Below are 18,286 nucleotides of genomic sequence, written 5' to 3'. Positions count from 1 at the left end.
ATTATTTAATCAATGAAATGATATAAGAATAAGTATATTGTTTGTCCAATAAACGATAGGGATCATGAGGCAAACGTCCCCAGCTGTCATCACCGCCCAAACCTCTTTGTTTGTAGTCGAGGTGCAGATAAACTGCTTCTTTAGAATCTAAATCCAGATCAGATGGATGGCGCTGTGCCTTGGTTTTCCCCGGATCTAAATCTTCTGTTGCAATATTCAAAGCACTAAAACCAAGAGTCTGTAATCCTTCGATTTTTATTCCCTGCCCTTTATTATTTTTTAAAGTCAGCCAGCGAACATCCGTTTTATAACCACCTTCCTGAGGGCGGATATAATTTCTGGTGTATTGATTGATGACGTTATCTGAATATTCGCCAATAAACGAAGCCGAATTTCTATCAGAGTAATTTTCCCATGGTCCTCTTCCGTAATAAGTCAGATTATCATAAGAGCCGTTTAATTTTGAACGCATTCCGAAACGAGGTAATTCAGGGAGATTTTTCCCAGCCATGTCAATAGCTGCAGTGACTTTTATCGAGCCATCGTTCTGAATCAGATAATTTACAATGTAAGGAACATCAACACCGGCCAGCTGGTAAGTAACTTTTATAAGCAACCCTTCTGAAGTATTTTTATCCATCTGAACATTTACAACAGTTGGATTTTTGGATGCTTCTTTCCAGATTACTAATTTTTGCTGCATTTTGTTACCAAAATCATTATCTGTTGGAGCACGCCAGAAATAAGGCATTGGGAAATTGGTAAAAATAGGATTATCTGCATTTTTCAGATTGTATTTCAGGATTTCCCCTTTTTTCAAGTCAAATTCCCCTGCAATATTCTCCGTTTCAAAAGAAAGTATATTTCCTTTAACGGTATGCTTTAGTTTTGATGCAGTTTTTGCAATATTGTTATTTTTAAAATAAGAACCTTTACCTAATCCAAATTGTGACCTTGCAAATTCATGACCTTTCGCAACCAAAGGAGCATCGTATTTTGAAAATGCATACACATTTAAAAAGTATTCAGAATTATCGTCAAGATCACCATAATTTATCTTAAATTCTCTTGTTTCTTCCGGATTTACAGCCAGATCAAAGTCCCCTTCTTTTGTTTTTAATCCGTTTTTTATCAACTCCCATTTAAAGGTATAATTATTTAGGTTCGTAAAATTAAAGTAATTCTTAACCAACAGATTGTTTTCATCCTTCAGCTGAAACTGAATGTCCTGATACACTTTTTTAACTTCAAATAAACCAGGATGCGGGGTTCTGTTGGCTGCTATTAAACCATTCGCACAGAAATTTTCGTCATTGTGCATTTTTTCTCCCCCTAAATCTCCTCCATAAGCCCAGAAGGTTTTTCCTTCTGCGTTTTTAGTTTTGATACCCTGATCAACCCAATCCCATATAAAGCCTCCCTGCATGTGTTTGCTTCCATGAATAATATCCCAGTATTCCTGAAAATTACCATTACTGCTACCCATAGCGTGCGAATATTCACACATAATATAAGGACGTTTTTTATCTGATCCGGCATAATCCTTCATGCTCTTAATTCCCGGATACATCGGGCATACAATATCTGTATTTTTGTTTTCTCCGGCTTGTTCAAACTGTACTGGACGTGTTGAATCTACTTGTTTTAACCAATCGTAGGCATCATAAAAAACAGGACCGTTTCCGCACTCATTTCCTAAAGACCAAATGATAATTGAAGGATGATTTTTATCAAATGCAAACATTCTTTTAATGCGATCGAGATGTGCCGGCGCCCATTCTGGCAAATAAGCAGGATGTTTTTTCTGATCGAATCCTCCTTGCAATTCAGCTCCCATTCCGTGTGTTTCAATATTGGCTTCGTCGACTACATAAAAACCGTACTCATCGCATAAATCATAAAATTTTGTTTCATGTGGGTAATGACTCATCCGGATTGCATTGATATTGAATTCTTTCATCAACTTAAGGTCTTTCAACATCAGTTCTGTGTTTGGAACGTGTCCATTTACATCATCATGTTCGTGAATATTGACACCTTTTACCAAAACCGCTTTTCCGTTGACTAACAATTGAGCATTTTTGATTTCTACTTTTCTAAAACCTGTTCTTTTAGAAACAATTTCAAGGGTTTTTCCTTTATTATCAAACAATGTAATGGTGTATTTGTATAGATTTGGTGTTTCTGCATTCCATTGTTTTACATTATCAATTGTGCCTCCAAAGCTTATTTTTTCTTCTTTTGTGTTTACTTTTTTGCTTTCAGAATAAACTGTTTTTCCATCTTTATCAAACAATTCTACTTTTACAGATGGATTTTTAATACTATTTTTTTCGAAATATTTTAAAGTCACATCCAGATTGAAAATTCCGTTTTTGTACTGATTGTCTAAATCACTTTTTACGAAATAATCCCAAACAGTAGTCTTTGGCATAGCCTGCAAATATACATCGCGCTCGATACCGCTTAATCTCCAGAAATCCTGATCTTCTAAATAACTTCCGTCATGCCAGCGAAAAACCTGAACCGCAATTAAGTTTTCTCCTTTATTCAAAAAAGAAGTAACATTAAATTCTGCTGGTGTTTTAGACGCTTTGGTCATTCCCACCTCTTTTCCGTTCAGGAATACTTTGGCATAACCAGTAATAGATCCAAAATGAAGTATAATTTCTTTGTCTTTCCACGAATCCGATACTTTAAAGCTACGTCTGTAAGTAGCAACGGGATTATAATCGCCGTCAATAAAAGGAGGGTTTTTAGGAAAAGGATAAACTAAATTGGTATAAATTGGAATATCATAACCCTGCAGCTCCCAATTAGAAGGCACAGTAATAGTATTCCAGCCAGAATCATTCAATGTAGTGGTGAAGAAATCTGTTGGTCTTTGAGACGGATTTTTGACAATATTGAATTTCCAGCTTCCATTAAGACTCTGGTATAATTCGGATTTTTGAGGATTGTTATTTTGTAATTCGGTTTCATTGCTAAGTAAAAGAAAGGAGCTTCTGCCCGCTTCTTTCCCCCGATCAAGTATCTGAGGATTTTCCCATTCATTATTCTGGGCATAATTTTGTAAACTTAAAAACAAGGCAAATGCTAATACAATTTTTTTCATTTAATAATTTTAAAAGGGAATTAAAAATTTATACTCTGAATTTTATTTCAAATCAATCCTCATCAGATCACTTCAGCAGGCTTTCAGAATTTTTTTTTCCTGATTTATCATATATGTCAATTAGAAATAAAAAGGAACCTCACAAATTTAGATAACACCCTGTAAGACCATGAGGGGCATAACATGAAATTAAGAGGGGCATATCAATATAAAAAATATTTGAAACACTAAAGTAATGTATTTTTTCTAAAAAACATTTAAGCGAAATTGATTGAAAATTTTTTAGACAAGGAAAAAGCCCAAAACACGAATAAAGATTTTAAATCAAAAATAATTTAATAAATGATTCAGAAGTATAGTTTTTTAAAACCTCGCTTTAAATACAAAATATGAAAGCTAAAATTAATAAGACAAATTTATTGATTTAAAAATACCTATATTTTTTATCGATTATTTCTTATGAAATTACAACCAAAAATAATTCTTCCCATCTCAAATTTAATTTTAAAAACGAACAACTTTTTGCCGAAATACAAATTTCTTATTGAACATCTTTCATATTCCTATTTCTATTTACTCACATTGAAATCATGTAAATACAACATTTGTCTTACATAATGCTTCAAATTTTTCACCATCATTACTACTGTAAAAGTACATTTACGGGCTTAAATAGAATTCATTTGACAGAGGTTAACCTATTCAAAATAATTCTTATCAAAAGATAATACTCCTTGATTGTACATGATTTTACAAACTTTCTATAAACTAAAAAACGATGATGAAAAAACAAATTAAAAGATATTCCTTTTTACTGCTTATCTTTTTTGGAAACGGATATTCCCAAACCAAAAAACACCTGGATGTTAACAAACCTATTGAAGACCACATTTCACTTTTGATGAAAGAAATGACTTTAGAAGAAAAGGTGGGACAAATGAATCAATACAATGGTTCATGGGATGTTACCGGACCAAAACCGGAATCAGGGTCTAATGAAGAAAAATACAATAATTTAAAGAAAGGCCTTGTGGGTTCTATGCTTACCGTTCGTGGAGTTAAGGAAGTCCGAGCCGTACAGAAAATAGCCGTTGAAGAAACCCGCCTTGGCATTCCGCTTATTTTTGGTTTTGATGTTATTCATGGTTACAAAACCCTCAGCCCTATTCCGTTGGCAGAAGCCGCTAGTTGGGATTTAGAAGCGATTAAAAATTCGGCTCGTGTTGCTGCTCTTGAAGCCTCGGCATCAGGATTAAACTGGACTTTTGCACCTAATGTAGATATTTCTAACGATGCCAGATGGGGACGTGTAATGGAAGGTGCCGGTGAAGATCCTTATTTGGGAAGCAAAATTGCAAGAGCAAGAGTTCATGGTTTTCAGGGAGAAAAATTAGGATCAAATACTTCAATAGTGGCTTGTGCAAAACATTTTGCAGGTTATGGTTTTGTAGAAGCCGGACGCGATTACAATAGTGTAGATATGAGTAATTCTAAACTATACAATACAGTATTACCTCCTTTTAAAGCTACAGTCGATGCTGGAATCGGAACTTTTATGAATTCGTTTAATACGCTGAATGGCATTCCCGCAACCGGAAACATCTTTTTACAAAGGGATATTTTAAAAGGAGCCTGGGGTTTTAAAGGTTTTGTAGTTTCTGACTGGGCATCCATAGCCGAAATGATTACTCACGGTTATGCCGCAAATGGTGCCGATGCCGCGCAAAAAGCCGCTATTGCAGGTTCTGATATGGATATGGAATCCAGTATTTATGTCAAAGAATTAGTTCAGTTAGTAAAAAAAGGTGCTGTCAAAGAAAGTGTCATTAATGATGCAGTACGCAGAATCCTAAGAGTAAAATTTGAATTAGGTTTATTTGATAATCCATACAGATATTGTGATGAAGCCAGAGAGAAATCAGACATTGGCAGTAAAGCCAATAATGATGACGTACTGGATATGGCAAAAAAGTCAATTGTTTTATTGAAAAATGATAAAAATCTGCTTCCGCTAAAGAAATCCGGACAAAAAATTGCTTTGATAGGTGCTTTGGCAAACGATAAAAACAGTCCATTAGGAAGCTGGAGAATTGCAGCGGATGACAATACGGCCATATCTGTCCTTGAAGGAATGCAGCAATACAAAAACAATTCTTTGGTTTTCGAAAAAGGAACTGATGTCGCTCTGAACAAACAGACATTTTTAGACGAAGTAAAAATCAACACCACTGATTTTTCCGGATTTGAAGCAGCAAAAAAAGCAGCGAAAAATGCTGATGTTGTCGTGATGGTTCTGGGCGAAATTGGTTTTCAAAGCGGTGAAGGGCGCAGTAGAACCGAAATAGGTTTACCTGGAAACCAACAGCAATTATTAGAAGAAATTTACAAAGTAAATCCTAATGTGGTTTTGGTCTTAAATAATGGTCGTCCGCTGGCATTGCCTTGGGCTGCTGAAAATGTTCCGGCTATTGTTGAAGCCTGGCAGTTAGGGACACAATCCGGAAACGCAATAGCTCAGGTTTTATACGGTGATTATAATCCGAGTGGTAAACTTCCAATGTCATTTCCAAGAAATGTAGGACAATGCCCTATCTACTATAATTTATACAATACAGGAAGACCAACAGATAAGGATCAAAATGTATTTTGGTCACATTATTCTGATGTTGAAAAGACAACTTTATATCCATTTGGTTATGGACTAAGCTATACTTCTTTCGCTTATAAAAACCTAAAGATGGCTAAAACTTCTTTTCAAAAAGGAGAAAAGATTGAAATCTCTGTAGAGGTTACCAATACTGGTGATTTTGATGGGAAAGAAGTTGTCCAGTTGTACTTAAATGATCCTGTTGCCAGTATTGTAAGACCGGTTAAGGAATTAAAAGGATTTGAGCTTGTTACCTTAAAAAAGGGAGAAACAAAAATGATTCAATTTACACTAACGGATTCAGAACTTGGTTTTTATGACAATGATGGAAAATTTTTGGTGGAGCCAGGATTATTTAATGTTATGGTGGGCTGGAATTCTAATGAAGGTTTAACCAGTAAATTTGAGGTTAAATAAAACATTTCAGAATTAAAAACCTGATTTATATTACAATCTTATTGCCTGGGTACGATTAAAAGTCATTAATCGTGCTCAGGTTTTTAGCAATGTATAAAAATTGTATAGAAATAAATAAAGTGTTATTCATAGTTTTATTAATATTGTTTACACTATTAATTTTAAAAAAATCAATTTGATAATTTTATCTCCTATAAAATGGATAACCAATAACATTCTGAATGAAAAGTATTAAATATATACTGTTATGTTACTTTGTGTTTGTAAACCATCTGTTCTCTCAGGGAAAGTTTGATAGTTACCAATTTAGAAGCATCCCCGAAACTACTTCAAAAAGAGCTATTTCTTCTATCATACAGGACAAAAAGGGATTTATCTGGATAGGTACTAATGGTGCCGGCTTGTATCGATACGATGGTGTAAATTATTTCGGATACGAACAGAATAAAAAACCGGGTTCAGTAAGCAGTAATTTTATTTACACGACTTTTATCGATTCGAACAACAATTTATGGATTGGCACTGATGAAGGTTTATGCTTGTACAACAGGGATTTAGATAATTTTACCAAAATTAATATTGGAGATGTAATCGTAAAAGGATACAATGAACCTATAACAATAAAAACAATTATTGAAGACAACAACGGTAATCTATATTTAGGTGCTTATGGTTTTGGGCTGTTTAAACTTAACATAAAAACATTAAAAACATCTTTAGTCCATTCAAAAGTACTGGAAAAACCCAACTTTTTAATTAAGTCATCAGTAAAAGACAAGCATGGCATTATCTATTTGGGAACAAGTTATGGTCTTTTGGAAATTGATCTGAGCGGAAAAGTAAAACAGGTTTTTAAAGATAAATTCAAAAGAACCCCGTTACTGGACGATATCGAAAATATTGTAATTGATAAATTTGGATTCTTATGGCTTGGAACAACCGAAAATGGCCTGATCAAAATCAAACCTGAAACCGACAACTATCAATTTGAAAACTACCCAATTACCAAAAATAAAATCTTATCAATCGTAAAAAGCAGTCATGATTACATCATTTGTGGCACAGAAAATGACGGATTGCTGGTTGTAAATTATAAAGGACAGGTACTCAAAAAATACCTGCACAGCAAATACAACAATTTCAGTTTAAAATCTAATTCTGTCTGGTCGTTGTATGAAGATAAGGAAAAACGGCTCTGGTTAGGCTATTTTAATAAAGGGCTTGGTGTATTTGATAAGCCTAACAATAAATTCAATTCGCTTGAATCATTGCCAAACAATGATAATTCCCTGCAGACGAGCTATGTTACTTCTGTGGTAAAAGATAAAAAAGGCAATTTACTCATAAGCAATGAAGGTGGAGGGCTCGACATATATAATCTTGCTGAAAAAAGCTATATTCACGTTAACAAAACCAATCAAAATTATTATTCAGGTTTAGATGCTGCTGATATTCAGACCATTTTTATAGACAGCAAACAAAACATCTGGATTGGAAGCTGGGATCGCGGTATTTATTTTTTAAAAAACGGAACTACCAGATTTATAAACTACAATACAGCCAATACAACTGGTTTAAAATCAAACCGTATTTTTAGTTTTTCAGAAGATTCAAAAGGCAGGATCTGGATTGGTTCTTTTATAAAAGGACTCCATTATTTTGATAATAAGACCAATACATTTATTCATTGCAACTTTAAACCATTTATAGAAAATGATTTAGATAAGGCTTTTATACGTAAAGTCTTTGTTGACTCGGATGATGTGCTGTGGGTAGGAACAATCTTAGGACTATATCAGGTAAACATCAAAGATGATTCTCATTTTAAAGTAATTAAGATGCGGGATGCTATGTTTAAAGGCATGAATAACGACTATAGCATTCAGACCATTTTATCTATTTATGAATCTAACGACAAAACAATATGGATAGGTACAGATGCACAGGGATTATTTAGCTATAATAAAAAAACTAAGACCTTTTCAAACTATGATGATTTTCCAGGCTTCAAAGAGAAATCTGTACGAGCAATAATTTCTGACAATAACGGTTATTTATGGCTAAGCGGCGGTTCCGGATTAACAAAATTAGATTTAAAAAATAAAAAAAGTACCAATTTCAACAAAGATGATGGTCTTGTTGATAATGATTTTAATAATAATGCTGTTTTTAAAGACGGAAACGGGGATTTGTATTTTGGCAGTTATGAAGGAGTAAATTACTTTAATCCAAATGAAATTAAAAAAACAGAAAAAGCACCTAGTTTGTATTTCAGTGATTTTAAATTATTCAATCAGTCTGTAAAACCAAATGAAAATCATTCGCCATTAAACAAAGTAATTTCCCAAACAAAAGAAATTATTCTTGACTACACTCAGTCCGTTTTTACAATTGAATATGTGGGAATTAACTATAATTATTCTAAAAAAAACCAATACGCTTATTATCTGGAAGGTTTTGAAAAAGACTGGAATTATGTTGGAAACAACAGAACCGCCACTTATACTAACCTCGAGCCGGGCAATTATATTTTTAAAGTAAAAGCAGCAAATGCTGATGGCTCTTGGAGCAATGATCACTTAGAACTGAAAATAAAAATTTTACCACCCTGGTGGAAAACAATTTGGGCTTATTTTATATACGTATCAATTTTAGTTTCCTTAATCATATATTTCAATAAAATTTATCAAAATCGTTTTAAAGCAAAACAAGCTATAATTTTAGAAAGAGAAAAAACGATTCAGTTAGAGAAATTAAACAATAAGAAACTTCAGTTTTTTACCAATATTTCACATGAGTTCAGGACACCGCTTACACTGATCATTAATCCTTTGGAGGATATTTTGAGAAGCAGGAGTTTGTCCCGTGAAATACATAATAAATTAAAAATCGTACACAAAAGTTCAGACAGGCTTTCACGGCTAATCAATGAACTTATGGATTTTAACAAATTAGAGTTCAACAAAGTTTTCCTTCAGGTGAAGAAAGTCGAAGTAGTCGCCTTTACCGAAGGCATTATCAGCTATTTTGATGAAGAAGCCGCTGTTCGAAATATTAAAATTGATTTTGAATCCTCAGCTGATGAACTCGAAGACTGGCTGGATCCTAAAATGCTGGAAAAAATACTGTTTAATATTATTTCAAATGCCTTTAAATTCACACCGGATAATGGCTCGATAAAGATTTTCATCACAGAATCAAATCATGGTACCATGCTGTTGATAGATGGAAATAAAGTTCCCTCTTTTTCGATAACAATCACAGATACAGGTTCCGGAATTCGAAGCGAAGATTTGAAAAGAATTTTTGACAGATTTTATCAGGTTAATAATCTAAATAAGGATTATTACGGCAGCACAGGCATCGGACTGGAAGTTGTAAAAGAATTTGTTGAACTGCATAAAGGAAAAATTGACGTTGAAAGCAAACTGGGAGAAGGCACAAAATTTACGGTTACATTTCCTTTAGGAAAATCTTTTTATAAAGAAAATGAAATAATTGACGAAGTTTTTGAAATAGAAAAAATTAAAAATAAATTTTTATTTGAATATAAAAATCAAACCGAAGAAGACGAAATTGATGATCAGTTTACCAAAAAAAATGCAGTAGATACTGCAAAAGCATACACTGTTTTAATTGTAGAAGATAATCTCGAATTAAGAAATTATCTCAAACAGGAACTGAGCAAATTATACAAAGTTATTACAGCCGAAAACGGTAAAAAAGGCTACGAACTTGCCGTTCAGAAATTACCGGATATCATAATTACAGATGTCATTATGCCAGTAATGGACGGTTTGGAAATGTGTAAAAATATCAAAGGAGACTTAAAAACCAGTCACATTCCTTTATTGATGCTTTCTGCCAAAGCAATGGTCAATGACAGACTGGAGGGTATCGACTCTGGTGCTGATATGTATCTGAGCAAGCCATTTGAATTGGATATTTTAAAATCCAGTCTCGCTCAGCTTATTACCAGCCGCCAAATAATGTTTAAGAAATTTTATACCGGAATTACAAAACAAGGGAAAGAAAAAACCACATCATTGGATAACGATTTCATTCAGAAAATCCTTCATTATATTAATGAAAACATTAGCGAATCTGAATTGAGTGTCGAATTACTCTCTTCAAAGGTGTTCCTGAGCCGAAGTCAATTGTACCGAAAAATTAAAACACTAACAGGTGTTTCAGTAAATGAGTTTATTAGAAATGTCAGGTTAGAAAAAGCAAAACAGTTACTCGAACAGGGAAATAAAGAAGTCAATATTAATGAAATTAGTTATAAAGTAGGATTTCCGTCTCCCTCCTATTTTGCCAAATGTTATAAAATTAAATATGGCTACCTGCCTACTCAGGAAAAAGGTACAAATGAATAAAAAATAATCTTCATCTCTGTTAAAAAGCTTCGATATTCAATCGGAGCTTTTTTTATAATGATACTTACTAAGATATTTTGACTTTACTTCTTTCATATTTATGCTTTTAATAAAATACTCCCGTTTTTTTATTAATGGATTTTTTTTAGCATATTTTTTTTAGCAATACTTCAGGAATATTTTTTTTTGATGATTCGGTCATTTTTAAACAATTACAGTATATCATCCCTTTATTTTGCATCATTTGATGCACGATTTGCTTCATCCGTTTTACACTTTCACTGCCTTAGATTTTACTTTCGTTAAGAAATATTTAAGAAATGATTTTCATTTTTCACACTTTAAGTGATGTTAATGTAAAAAGATCAAAAACGTAAATATTCACTAATAAAAATAAACTAATTATTTAATCCAAACTCAAAACAACCAAATTGTATGCAGAAGAGAACATTAAAAAAACTATTGTATTTAATAGTATGTCTGTGGGGAAATTTTTTCTTTGCCCAAACTGTTAAAGGTAAAGTAACATCAGGGGGAGTTAGTCTGCCCGGAGTTAGTGTAGTAGTACAAGGTACAAAAAACGGAACCGTAACCGATTTTGACGGCAGTTTTACTTTAAACAATGTAGAGCCAAAAGCGATGCTTGTTTTTAGTTATATAGGTTATAAAAATGTAACTATACCCGCAGATACAAAATCAGAGATGAAGGTAGTCATGGTAGATGAACTGGAAAAACTAAATGAAGTAGTCGTTATCGGATATGGAACTTCAAAAAGAAAAGATATAAACGGTGCTGTTTCTTCTATTAAAGCTTCTGAAATTCAGGACAAGCCCTTTACTTCTATCGATCAGGCTCTTGTAGGTAAAGCGGCAGGTGTAAATGTTACACAGAATTCAGGAACTCCAGGAGGAGGAATCTCTGTTCAAATTAGAGGAATCACTTCTATCAATGGTAACGAACCATTATATGTTATTGACGGAACGCCTGTTTTTGCAGATAAAAACAACGATACATTTTCTTTCAGTGCATTGGGTGGCGGAAACGGACAAACAAAAAGTTCTGCTTTATCTGGCCTGAATATTTCAGATATTGAAAGTATTGATATTTTAAAAGATGCTTCAGCAACTGCAATCTATGGTGCAAATGGTGCAAACGGTGTTGTTTTGATTACAACCAAAAAAGGAAAAAAAGGAAAATCTAAATTTACCTACGAAACCTATTTAGCGAATCAGGAAGTAACAAATAAAGTAGATGTTTTAAACTTACCTGAATATGCGAGATACCAGTCAAAAATTTTCACTTTAAGCGGTGAACCGGTCCCTTTTCAATACCAAAAACCTGATTTATTAGGAAATGGAACAAACTGGCAGAACGAACTTTTCAGATCGGCTGCGATGTACAGCCATCAGCTTTCATTTTCTGGCGAAAAAGAAGGAACACGTTATTACACCTCCCTAAATTATTTTGACCAGGAAGGAATTGTTTTAAACTCAGATTTTAACAGATTATCGATGCGACTAAACGTAGATTCTAATGTTAAATCCTGGCTAAAAATAGGTAACAACTTATCTGTAAGTAAGTCGTCGCAGAAAGTAGTAAGAAACGATGACAGAGGTGGTCTGGTAATGAATACATTAAGACAATCACCGGAATTACCGGTTAGGGATGCCAGTGGAGCATTTGCAGGACCAACAAGCGGTTTAGGATCTTCTGCAAACGAAGCAACCAATCCGATTGCTTTGGCAGAATACAACAATTCGACTACAGAAAGATTCAAAATTAATGGTAATTTATTCGCTGATTTCACCCTTATCAAAGGATTGGTTTTCAGAACCGAATTAGGATACGATCTTAACTTTGCTAAAAGTGGCACTTTTGTACCTAAATATACTTTAGGAAATGTATCTGAACTTTTAAACAAGTCATTTAAACAGCAGGATCAGAGTTATTATTGGAATATCAAAAACTATCTGACATATAACAAAACGATAAACGACAAACATAACTTTACTTTCCTACTAGGCCAGGAAGCACAGGAGAGCAAATATGAATATTTAAGTGGTTATAGAACGGGGGCATTTTTAAATAAAGATTTTACAAACTTAAATATAGGTGATATCGATACTGCACTTAACGGAAATGGTTCAGGAAGATGGTCTATGACATCTTATATTTCAAGATTAAATTATAGTTTTTCTGACAGATACTCCTTCTCTGCTTCATTAAGAGCGGATGCTTCATCCAACTTCGGTCCTAATAACAAATGGGGGTATTTCCCTTCGTTTTCGGGAGGATGGACAGTTAGTAACGAAAAATTCTTTGAACCTTTATCAAATAGCATCGATTATTTGAAATTTAGAGCGGGTTACGGTGCCGTAGGAAATCAAAATATACCGGCAAACAGGTACCAGACTATCCTGTCGCTACTTGCATCTCCTTTTGGAGGCGTATCGCCTACTATTGATAATTTAGGTAATCCTAATATCAAATGGGAGTCACTTAAATCTCTTAACGCTGGTTTTGAATTGGCGACGCTTAATAACAGAGTAAAATTAGATTTTGATTATTATGTTAAAAACTCATCTGATTTCCTTACAAAACAAATCAATGATGAATCGAATCAAAGTGCACTTAATTATTATCTGAATACAGGTGAAATTGTAACTAAAGGAATTGACCTTACATTGAATACCAGAAACATCGTTACAGATGATTTTTCATGGGACAGTACTGTTATTTTCTCAAAATACACTAACAAACTAACCAGTTTTCAAGGACAGGGCAAATCTTTACTAGGAAAAGTACAATTCGATTTATATAACGTTACCAGAACTACAGAAGGACAACCTGTAGGGCAATTTTACGGATACGTAACAGATGGATTATTTAAAAATGCTGCCGAATTAGCTGCGGGACCAACTCAGGAAACTGGAACCGGAATTGGAGATATTCGTTTTAAAGATCTTAATAATGACGGAAAAATTGACAGTAAAGACCAAACCGCTATTGGAGATGCAATTCCTGATTTTACCTATTCATTTACAAACAACTTTAAATACAAAAACCTTAGTTTATCAGTTGTATTAACAGGAAGTCAGGGTAATCAGATCTACAACTTTACACGTCATTATATTGACGGAATCTATCCGGGATTTGGAGACCGATTTGGAAATGTAAGCACTCAGGCTTTAGACGCCTTTGAACCAGGTACAAACGAAAATACAGATGTACCAAGAATTACGCTGAATGATCCAAATGGTAATGGCAGAATTTCTAACAGATTTGTTGAAGATGGTTCTTATTTAAGAATTCAGAATGTGTCTTTGAGTTATGATTTACCAGACAGAATGTTCGAAAATACTATTTTGACTAAAGTAAGATTGTATGTAAATGTTCAAAACTTATACACTTTTACAAAATATTCCGGTTTTGATCCAGCTCTTGGAAACTTAGACCAAAATATAACACTAAGTGGTATTGATTTAGGTCGTTACCCTGTACCAAGAGTTACATCTGCAGGAGTGAACATTGAATTCTAGAACTTATAAAAAAACACATTTAACTTAATGATATACAATAGTTAAAATAAAAAAAATAGTTATGAAAAAACTTTTTAAACTTTTTATGATGGGAATGCTGATACCATTACTGTCTTTATTCTCCTGTTCAGATGAATTTCTGGATGCACCATCTGAAAATCAGCTAACACCTGCCGACTTACCTGAAGGTGTTACAGCATTTGACGGAATTGCTGAGAGTTTGTACTTTAAGCCGTGGTTTACTTTTAATGATAAATTTCTGATTGCTGTTGGCGATATGTATGCCGGAAATGCATTTACATTTGATGGTGCGTATTCGCAATTTAAAGATGCCCAGGTAACCTCACAAAATCCAATTTTAACTGAGGGATATGTTTCTCTATTTTCGGTAGTTGATCAGTCTAATAATTTAATGAGCCTTGTCGAAGAAAGAAAAAGTGAACTGCCTGAAGCATCTTACAAAAATGCTATTGCAATATCAAGATTCATGAGGGCCAATGCTTACTTCTATCTGGTAAGAGCTTTTGGGGCTGTACCGATCATCAGTAAAGCAGGATCTGCTCCACAGCCAAAAAGAAATATTGTTTCGGATGTATATAAATTCATAAAAATGGATTTAGAATATGCTGTCGAAAATTTACCTGAAAGAGGAGCCAAAAAAGGTTATGTTACCAAATATGCTGCTATGGGTATATTGGCAAAAGTACACCTAACGCTAAATGAATATGCTGAATGCGCTGCTTTAACCCAAAAAATTATCGGTAACCAGTATACTTTAATTCAGGAATACGGCAACTTGTTTAGCAGTCCGGAGAACAATAACAGTGCAGAAAGTATGTTTGCCCTACAATGGAAAGCTATTGCTACAGAATGGGGAACACAAAATACAAATCAGGCGTATATTGTTCCGGCAGAAACAGGAATAACGGGCGGCGGTGATGGCTGGGGAGTTTACCTTCCTTCTATTTCACTTCAAAATGGATTTGAACCAAAGGATATCAGAAAGAAAAGTACTATTATGACAGATGGTGACTTTTATCCTGAATTATTAAAAGATAAGGGAGGTTTTACATATAAAAAAATCCTTTCTGCTACTGGCGCTAATTTCAGAAAGTACATTGTAGGTTCTGCTGCCGAACGAAATGATGTGTTTTTTATGAGAACTTCTCAAAATACAATCATTTTAAGATATTCTGATATATTGTTAATGAATTCTGAAGCGATTTTAGCCGGAGGAACTTCCACTACTTCTGAATCTGCACTAAGTTCTTTTAATGAAGTAAGAAAAAGAGCGGGATTACCGGCTAAAACCATACTTACAAGAGATGAATTGTTTAATGAAAGAAGAGTTGAATTTGCTCTTGAAGGACAATATTTCTTCGATTTGAAACGCCGTGGACTAGCCGAAGCAACAGCAATTATTTCACAGCAGGAAGTTGGTTTTTACTCTGACAATGCCAGAACCGATTTGGTTTCCAGAAAAATAACGCCTGGAAGCAACTATTTTGAACTCCCATTACCTCAGTCTGCTATTGATACCAACCCATCCCTATTAGAGCCACCGGTTCCTTTTAACTTTAACTAACATTCACTATGATCAAGAAAATAAAATATAGAATTTTAATTTTTTTCGCTTTGGCTTCTTTTACCGCCTGCCAAAATGATGATGCACCTGCCACAAATATAGATGCAATGATTGCAGAACCCGGAGATTTGTTAAATCAGGCCTTTCCAACAAATAAAGTCAGAGTTGAAGGCGAAGGTCTAACAGGATTAAAAAAAATTACCCTGGATGATAAAATTAATATCAGTTTTAATCCTAATTACAATTCAGATAAAGCGTTTATTTTCAGTATTCCCTTTGATGAAAAACTAGGAAGCAGGTTTGGAGTACAGCCTATTACATTTATTACTGCAAATGGCTCAGTTACGAAAAACATTGAGATTTTACAGCCTGTTCCAACCATTACAAAAACAATTCCGGCGGTTGCCACACCAGGATTTCCATTAGAAATTGAAGGGACCTGGTTTTATAATGTTTCCTCTGTAACCTTAGGAGGAGTAGCAATTAGTTATACTGCAAAATCATCCTCATCGATTATTATAGGCTTACCTGCCAATGCCGCTTCAGGATCTGAGCTGGCAATTACCACTCCAGGAGGTACAGCAAAAAAAATAATAGATTTTGTTACTGTCGTTCTTGTATCAGATTTTGACGGTAATGGCGCAAGAAAAGATTGGTTCTCTTATGGCGATGTTGCTTCTTTTAATGCCAATACTGCCGGTGGTCCATCAGGCAATTATGCAACCTTTACCTGGTCTGGTTCGACTTCAAATGGCTACAACGGAAGCAGTGCCGGAGGAGGAACAAGTTTCTTAAGCGCAACAAATACAGATGCTAAAAAAGCATATATCGATATTGATATAAGCGCCAATGTTACAGGTGCTCAATTTGCCATTCAGTTAAACACTATTGATAATGCCAACTTCGCTTATAATTTTAAAGTTACGGATGTAAACTGGACGACTAAAACAATTTCGATAGCTGATTTTAAAGACAATTATGGTTTTGGCTCAAATACAGCAGCTACTTTAGATGTTTCTAAAATAAATGAAATCAAAATTGGCGTTATTCAGGATGACACCCCTAATCCAAGTATAATAAAATACGATAATATTAAAATTCGCTACCAATAATTGACTGCCTATTTTAAAATTCAGGAGGCTGTGATTAAAAACAGCCTCTTCATAAATTACAAAACAAAAAATATAAATAAAAAGTATGAAAATTAAATTTTTAGTAATGCTGACGAGCTTTGTCGTTTTTTTAAATGCCTGCTCTAAAGATGACAGCGAAAGCCCTGATGTTTTAGAAACGCCAATTGCTATTGCACCAAAAGATGTAAACGATAATGGTTTTAAAGCAAAATGGTATTACGTTTCACACTCAAAAAGCTATTTGCTAGATGTTTCGACCAGCGAAAGTTTTGACTCTTTTCTGCCAAATTATAATTCAAAAGAAGTTACAGATTTGAACGACGTTGTGTCAGGCTTAACCGGAGGAACACAATATTATTACCGTGTAAGAGCCAAAAATGAAGCACAAATTTCAGATTATTCTAATGTCATTAGCGTCGTAACTACTGGTTTCAGCGGTATTCCGGAAGACCCAACTTTTTTAAAGGTAAAAGCAAATAAATTAGCCAATCCGTTTTTTGTTGGTATGGCCGTAAAAGCATTTCAACTGACTAATGGAAGTCAGTATGATATCATTTTAAAAAATGAATTCAGCAGTATTTCTGCCGAATATGAAATGAAAATGGATCAGATTTCTACGGCAAGCGGTGTTTATAACTGGACTGTAGCTGATAAAATTGTAGCTTACGGAAATGCTAATAACATTAATGTACATGGTCATGCATTAGTGTGGCATAATTCGGTACCGGAATGGTTAAAAAATTATGCAGGTACTGATGCAGAATTTGCATTAGAAGTAAAAAAATACATTACAGATGTTGTTACTCATTATGCTGGTAAAGTAAAATCCTGGGACGTTGTAAATGAAGCAGCCGATGATAATAACGGTGTTATGAGAAATACTATTTTTCTTCAGCGAATGGGGCCAAATTATATTAAAGATTGTTTTCAGTGGGCCAGAAATGCAGCAAATGCAGCGGGTGATACAAATCTATTATTGTTTTATAATGATTATGCCACATCTACTAATATTCCAAAGCAAAATAGAGTTTTCAGCATCGTAGATGATTTAAAAGCCAGTAATCTAATTAATGGACTGGGTTATCAGATGCATAATACTTATCTAAGCCCAACAAAGGCTCAAATTGAAACTGATCTTAATAAAGCTGTCGCTAAAGGTTTAAAAATCCATGTATCTGAATTAGATATTCAGGTAAACCAATTTAATGATATTTCGACTTTTACCAACGAAAGAAGACTGGCACAAAAAGCAAAATATAAAGAAATGGTCCAAATTTACAATGCACTTCCTGCGGCCAATAAATATGCTTTAACAATTTGGGGCATGAAAGATAATGAATCCTGGATTCCATACAGCACGGAACTGAACCATGTAGGTAATGACTGGCCTCTGTTATATGATGCAAATTTTACTATTAAAAGTGCTCATACGGGATTCCTGGAAGGCTTAGATTAAGTTTTAAAGCATAC

Annotated in this window: 7 protein-coding genes; 6 read left to right on the top strand and 1 reads right to left on the bottom strand. The window is 34.1% G+C overall.

Annotated features, from left to right (window positions below):
- Position 1: 1 nt before the first annotated feature.
- Complete coding sequence (lacZ, locus tag OZP09_RS00370; protein ID WP_281310069.1) at positions 2 to 3,115, bottom strand: beta-galactosidase, LacZ type; 3,114 nt, start codon at positions 3,113 to 3,115, stop codon at positions 2 to 4.
- A gap of 781 nt (positions 3,116 to 3,896) precedes the next feature.
- Between lacZ and bglX the strand changes: the two genes are divergently transcribed.
- The 6 genes from bglX to OZP09_RS00340 all read left to right on the top strand — a co-directional run bounded on the left by bglX (position 3,897) and on the right by OZP09_RS00340 (position 18,272).
- Positions 3,897 to 6,179 carry a beta-glucosidase BglX gene (gene bglX, locus OZP09_RS00365; RefSeq protein ID WP_269237769.1) on the top strand — a complete coding sequence of 761 codons (2,283 nt, stop codon included), beginning with the start codon at positions 3,897 to 3,899 and terminating at the stop codon, positions 6,177 to 6,179.
- A 221-nt stretch (positions 6,180 to 6,400) separates the two neighbouring features.
- Positions 6,401 to 10,558, top strand: a complete 4,158-nt coding sequence (locus OZP09_RS00360) for a hybrid sensor histidine kinase/response regulator transcription factor (RefSeq protein ID WP_281310068.1) — start codon at positions 6,401 to 6,403, stop codon at positions 10,556 to 10,558.
- A 435-nt stretch (positions 10,559 to 10,993) separates the two neighbouring features.
- Positions 10,994 to 14,098: a SusC/RagA family TonB-linked outer membrane protein gene (locus tag OZP09_RS00355; protein ID WP_281310067.1), complete on the top strand. Its 3,105-nt coding sequence runs from the start codon at positions 10,994 to 10,996 to the stop codon at positions 14,096 to 14,098.
- 61 nt (positions 14,099 to 14,159) lie between these two features.
- Positions 14,160 to 15,683 carry a RagB/SusD family nutrient uptake outer membrane protein gene (locus tag OZP09_RS00350; protein ID WP_223678097.1) on the top strand — a complete coding sequence of 508 codons (1,524 nt, stop codon included), beginning with the start codon at positions 14,160 to 14,162 and terminating at the stop codon, positions 15,681 to 15,683.
- 8 nt (positions 15,684 to 15,691) lie between these two features.
- Positions 15,692 to 16,795, top strand: coding sequence for a CIA30 family protein (locus OZP09_RS00345; RefSeq protein WP_281310066.1), 1,104 nt, complete (start codon positions 15,692 to 15,694; stop codon positions 16,793 to 16,795).
- 85 nt (positions 16,796 to 16,880) lie between these two features.
- Positions 16,881 to 18,272, top strand: a complete 1,392-nt coding sequence (locus tag OZP09_RS00340; RefSeq protein ID WP_269235905.1) for an endo-1,4-beta-xylanase — start codon at positions 16,881 to 16,883, stop codon at positions 18,270 to 18,272.
- The last annotated feature ends 14 nt before the right edge of the window (positions 18,273 to 18,286 follow it).

Source organism: Flavobacterium flavigenum (assembly GCF_027111255.2).
GTDB lineage: Bacteria > Bacteroidota > Bacteroidia > Flavobacteriales > Flavobacteriaceae > Flavobacterium > Flavobacterium flavigenum.
This window is presented reverse-complemented; position numbering and strand designations above follow the sequence as displayed.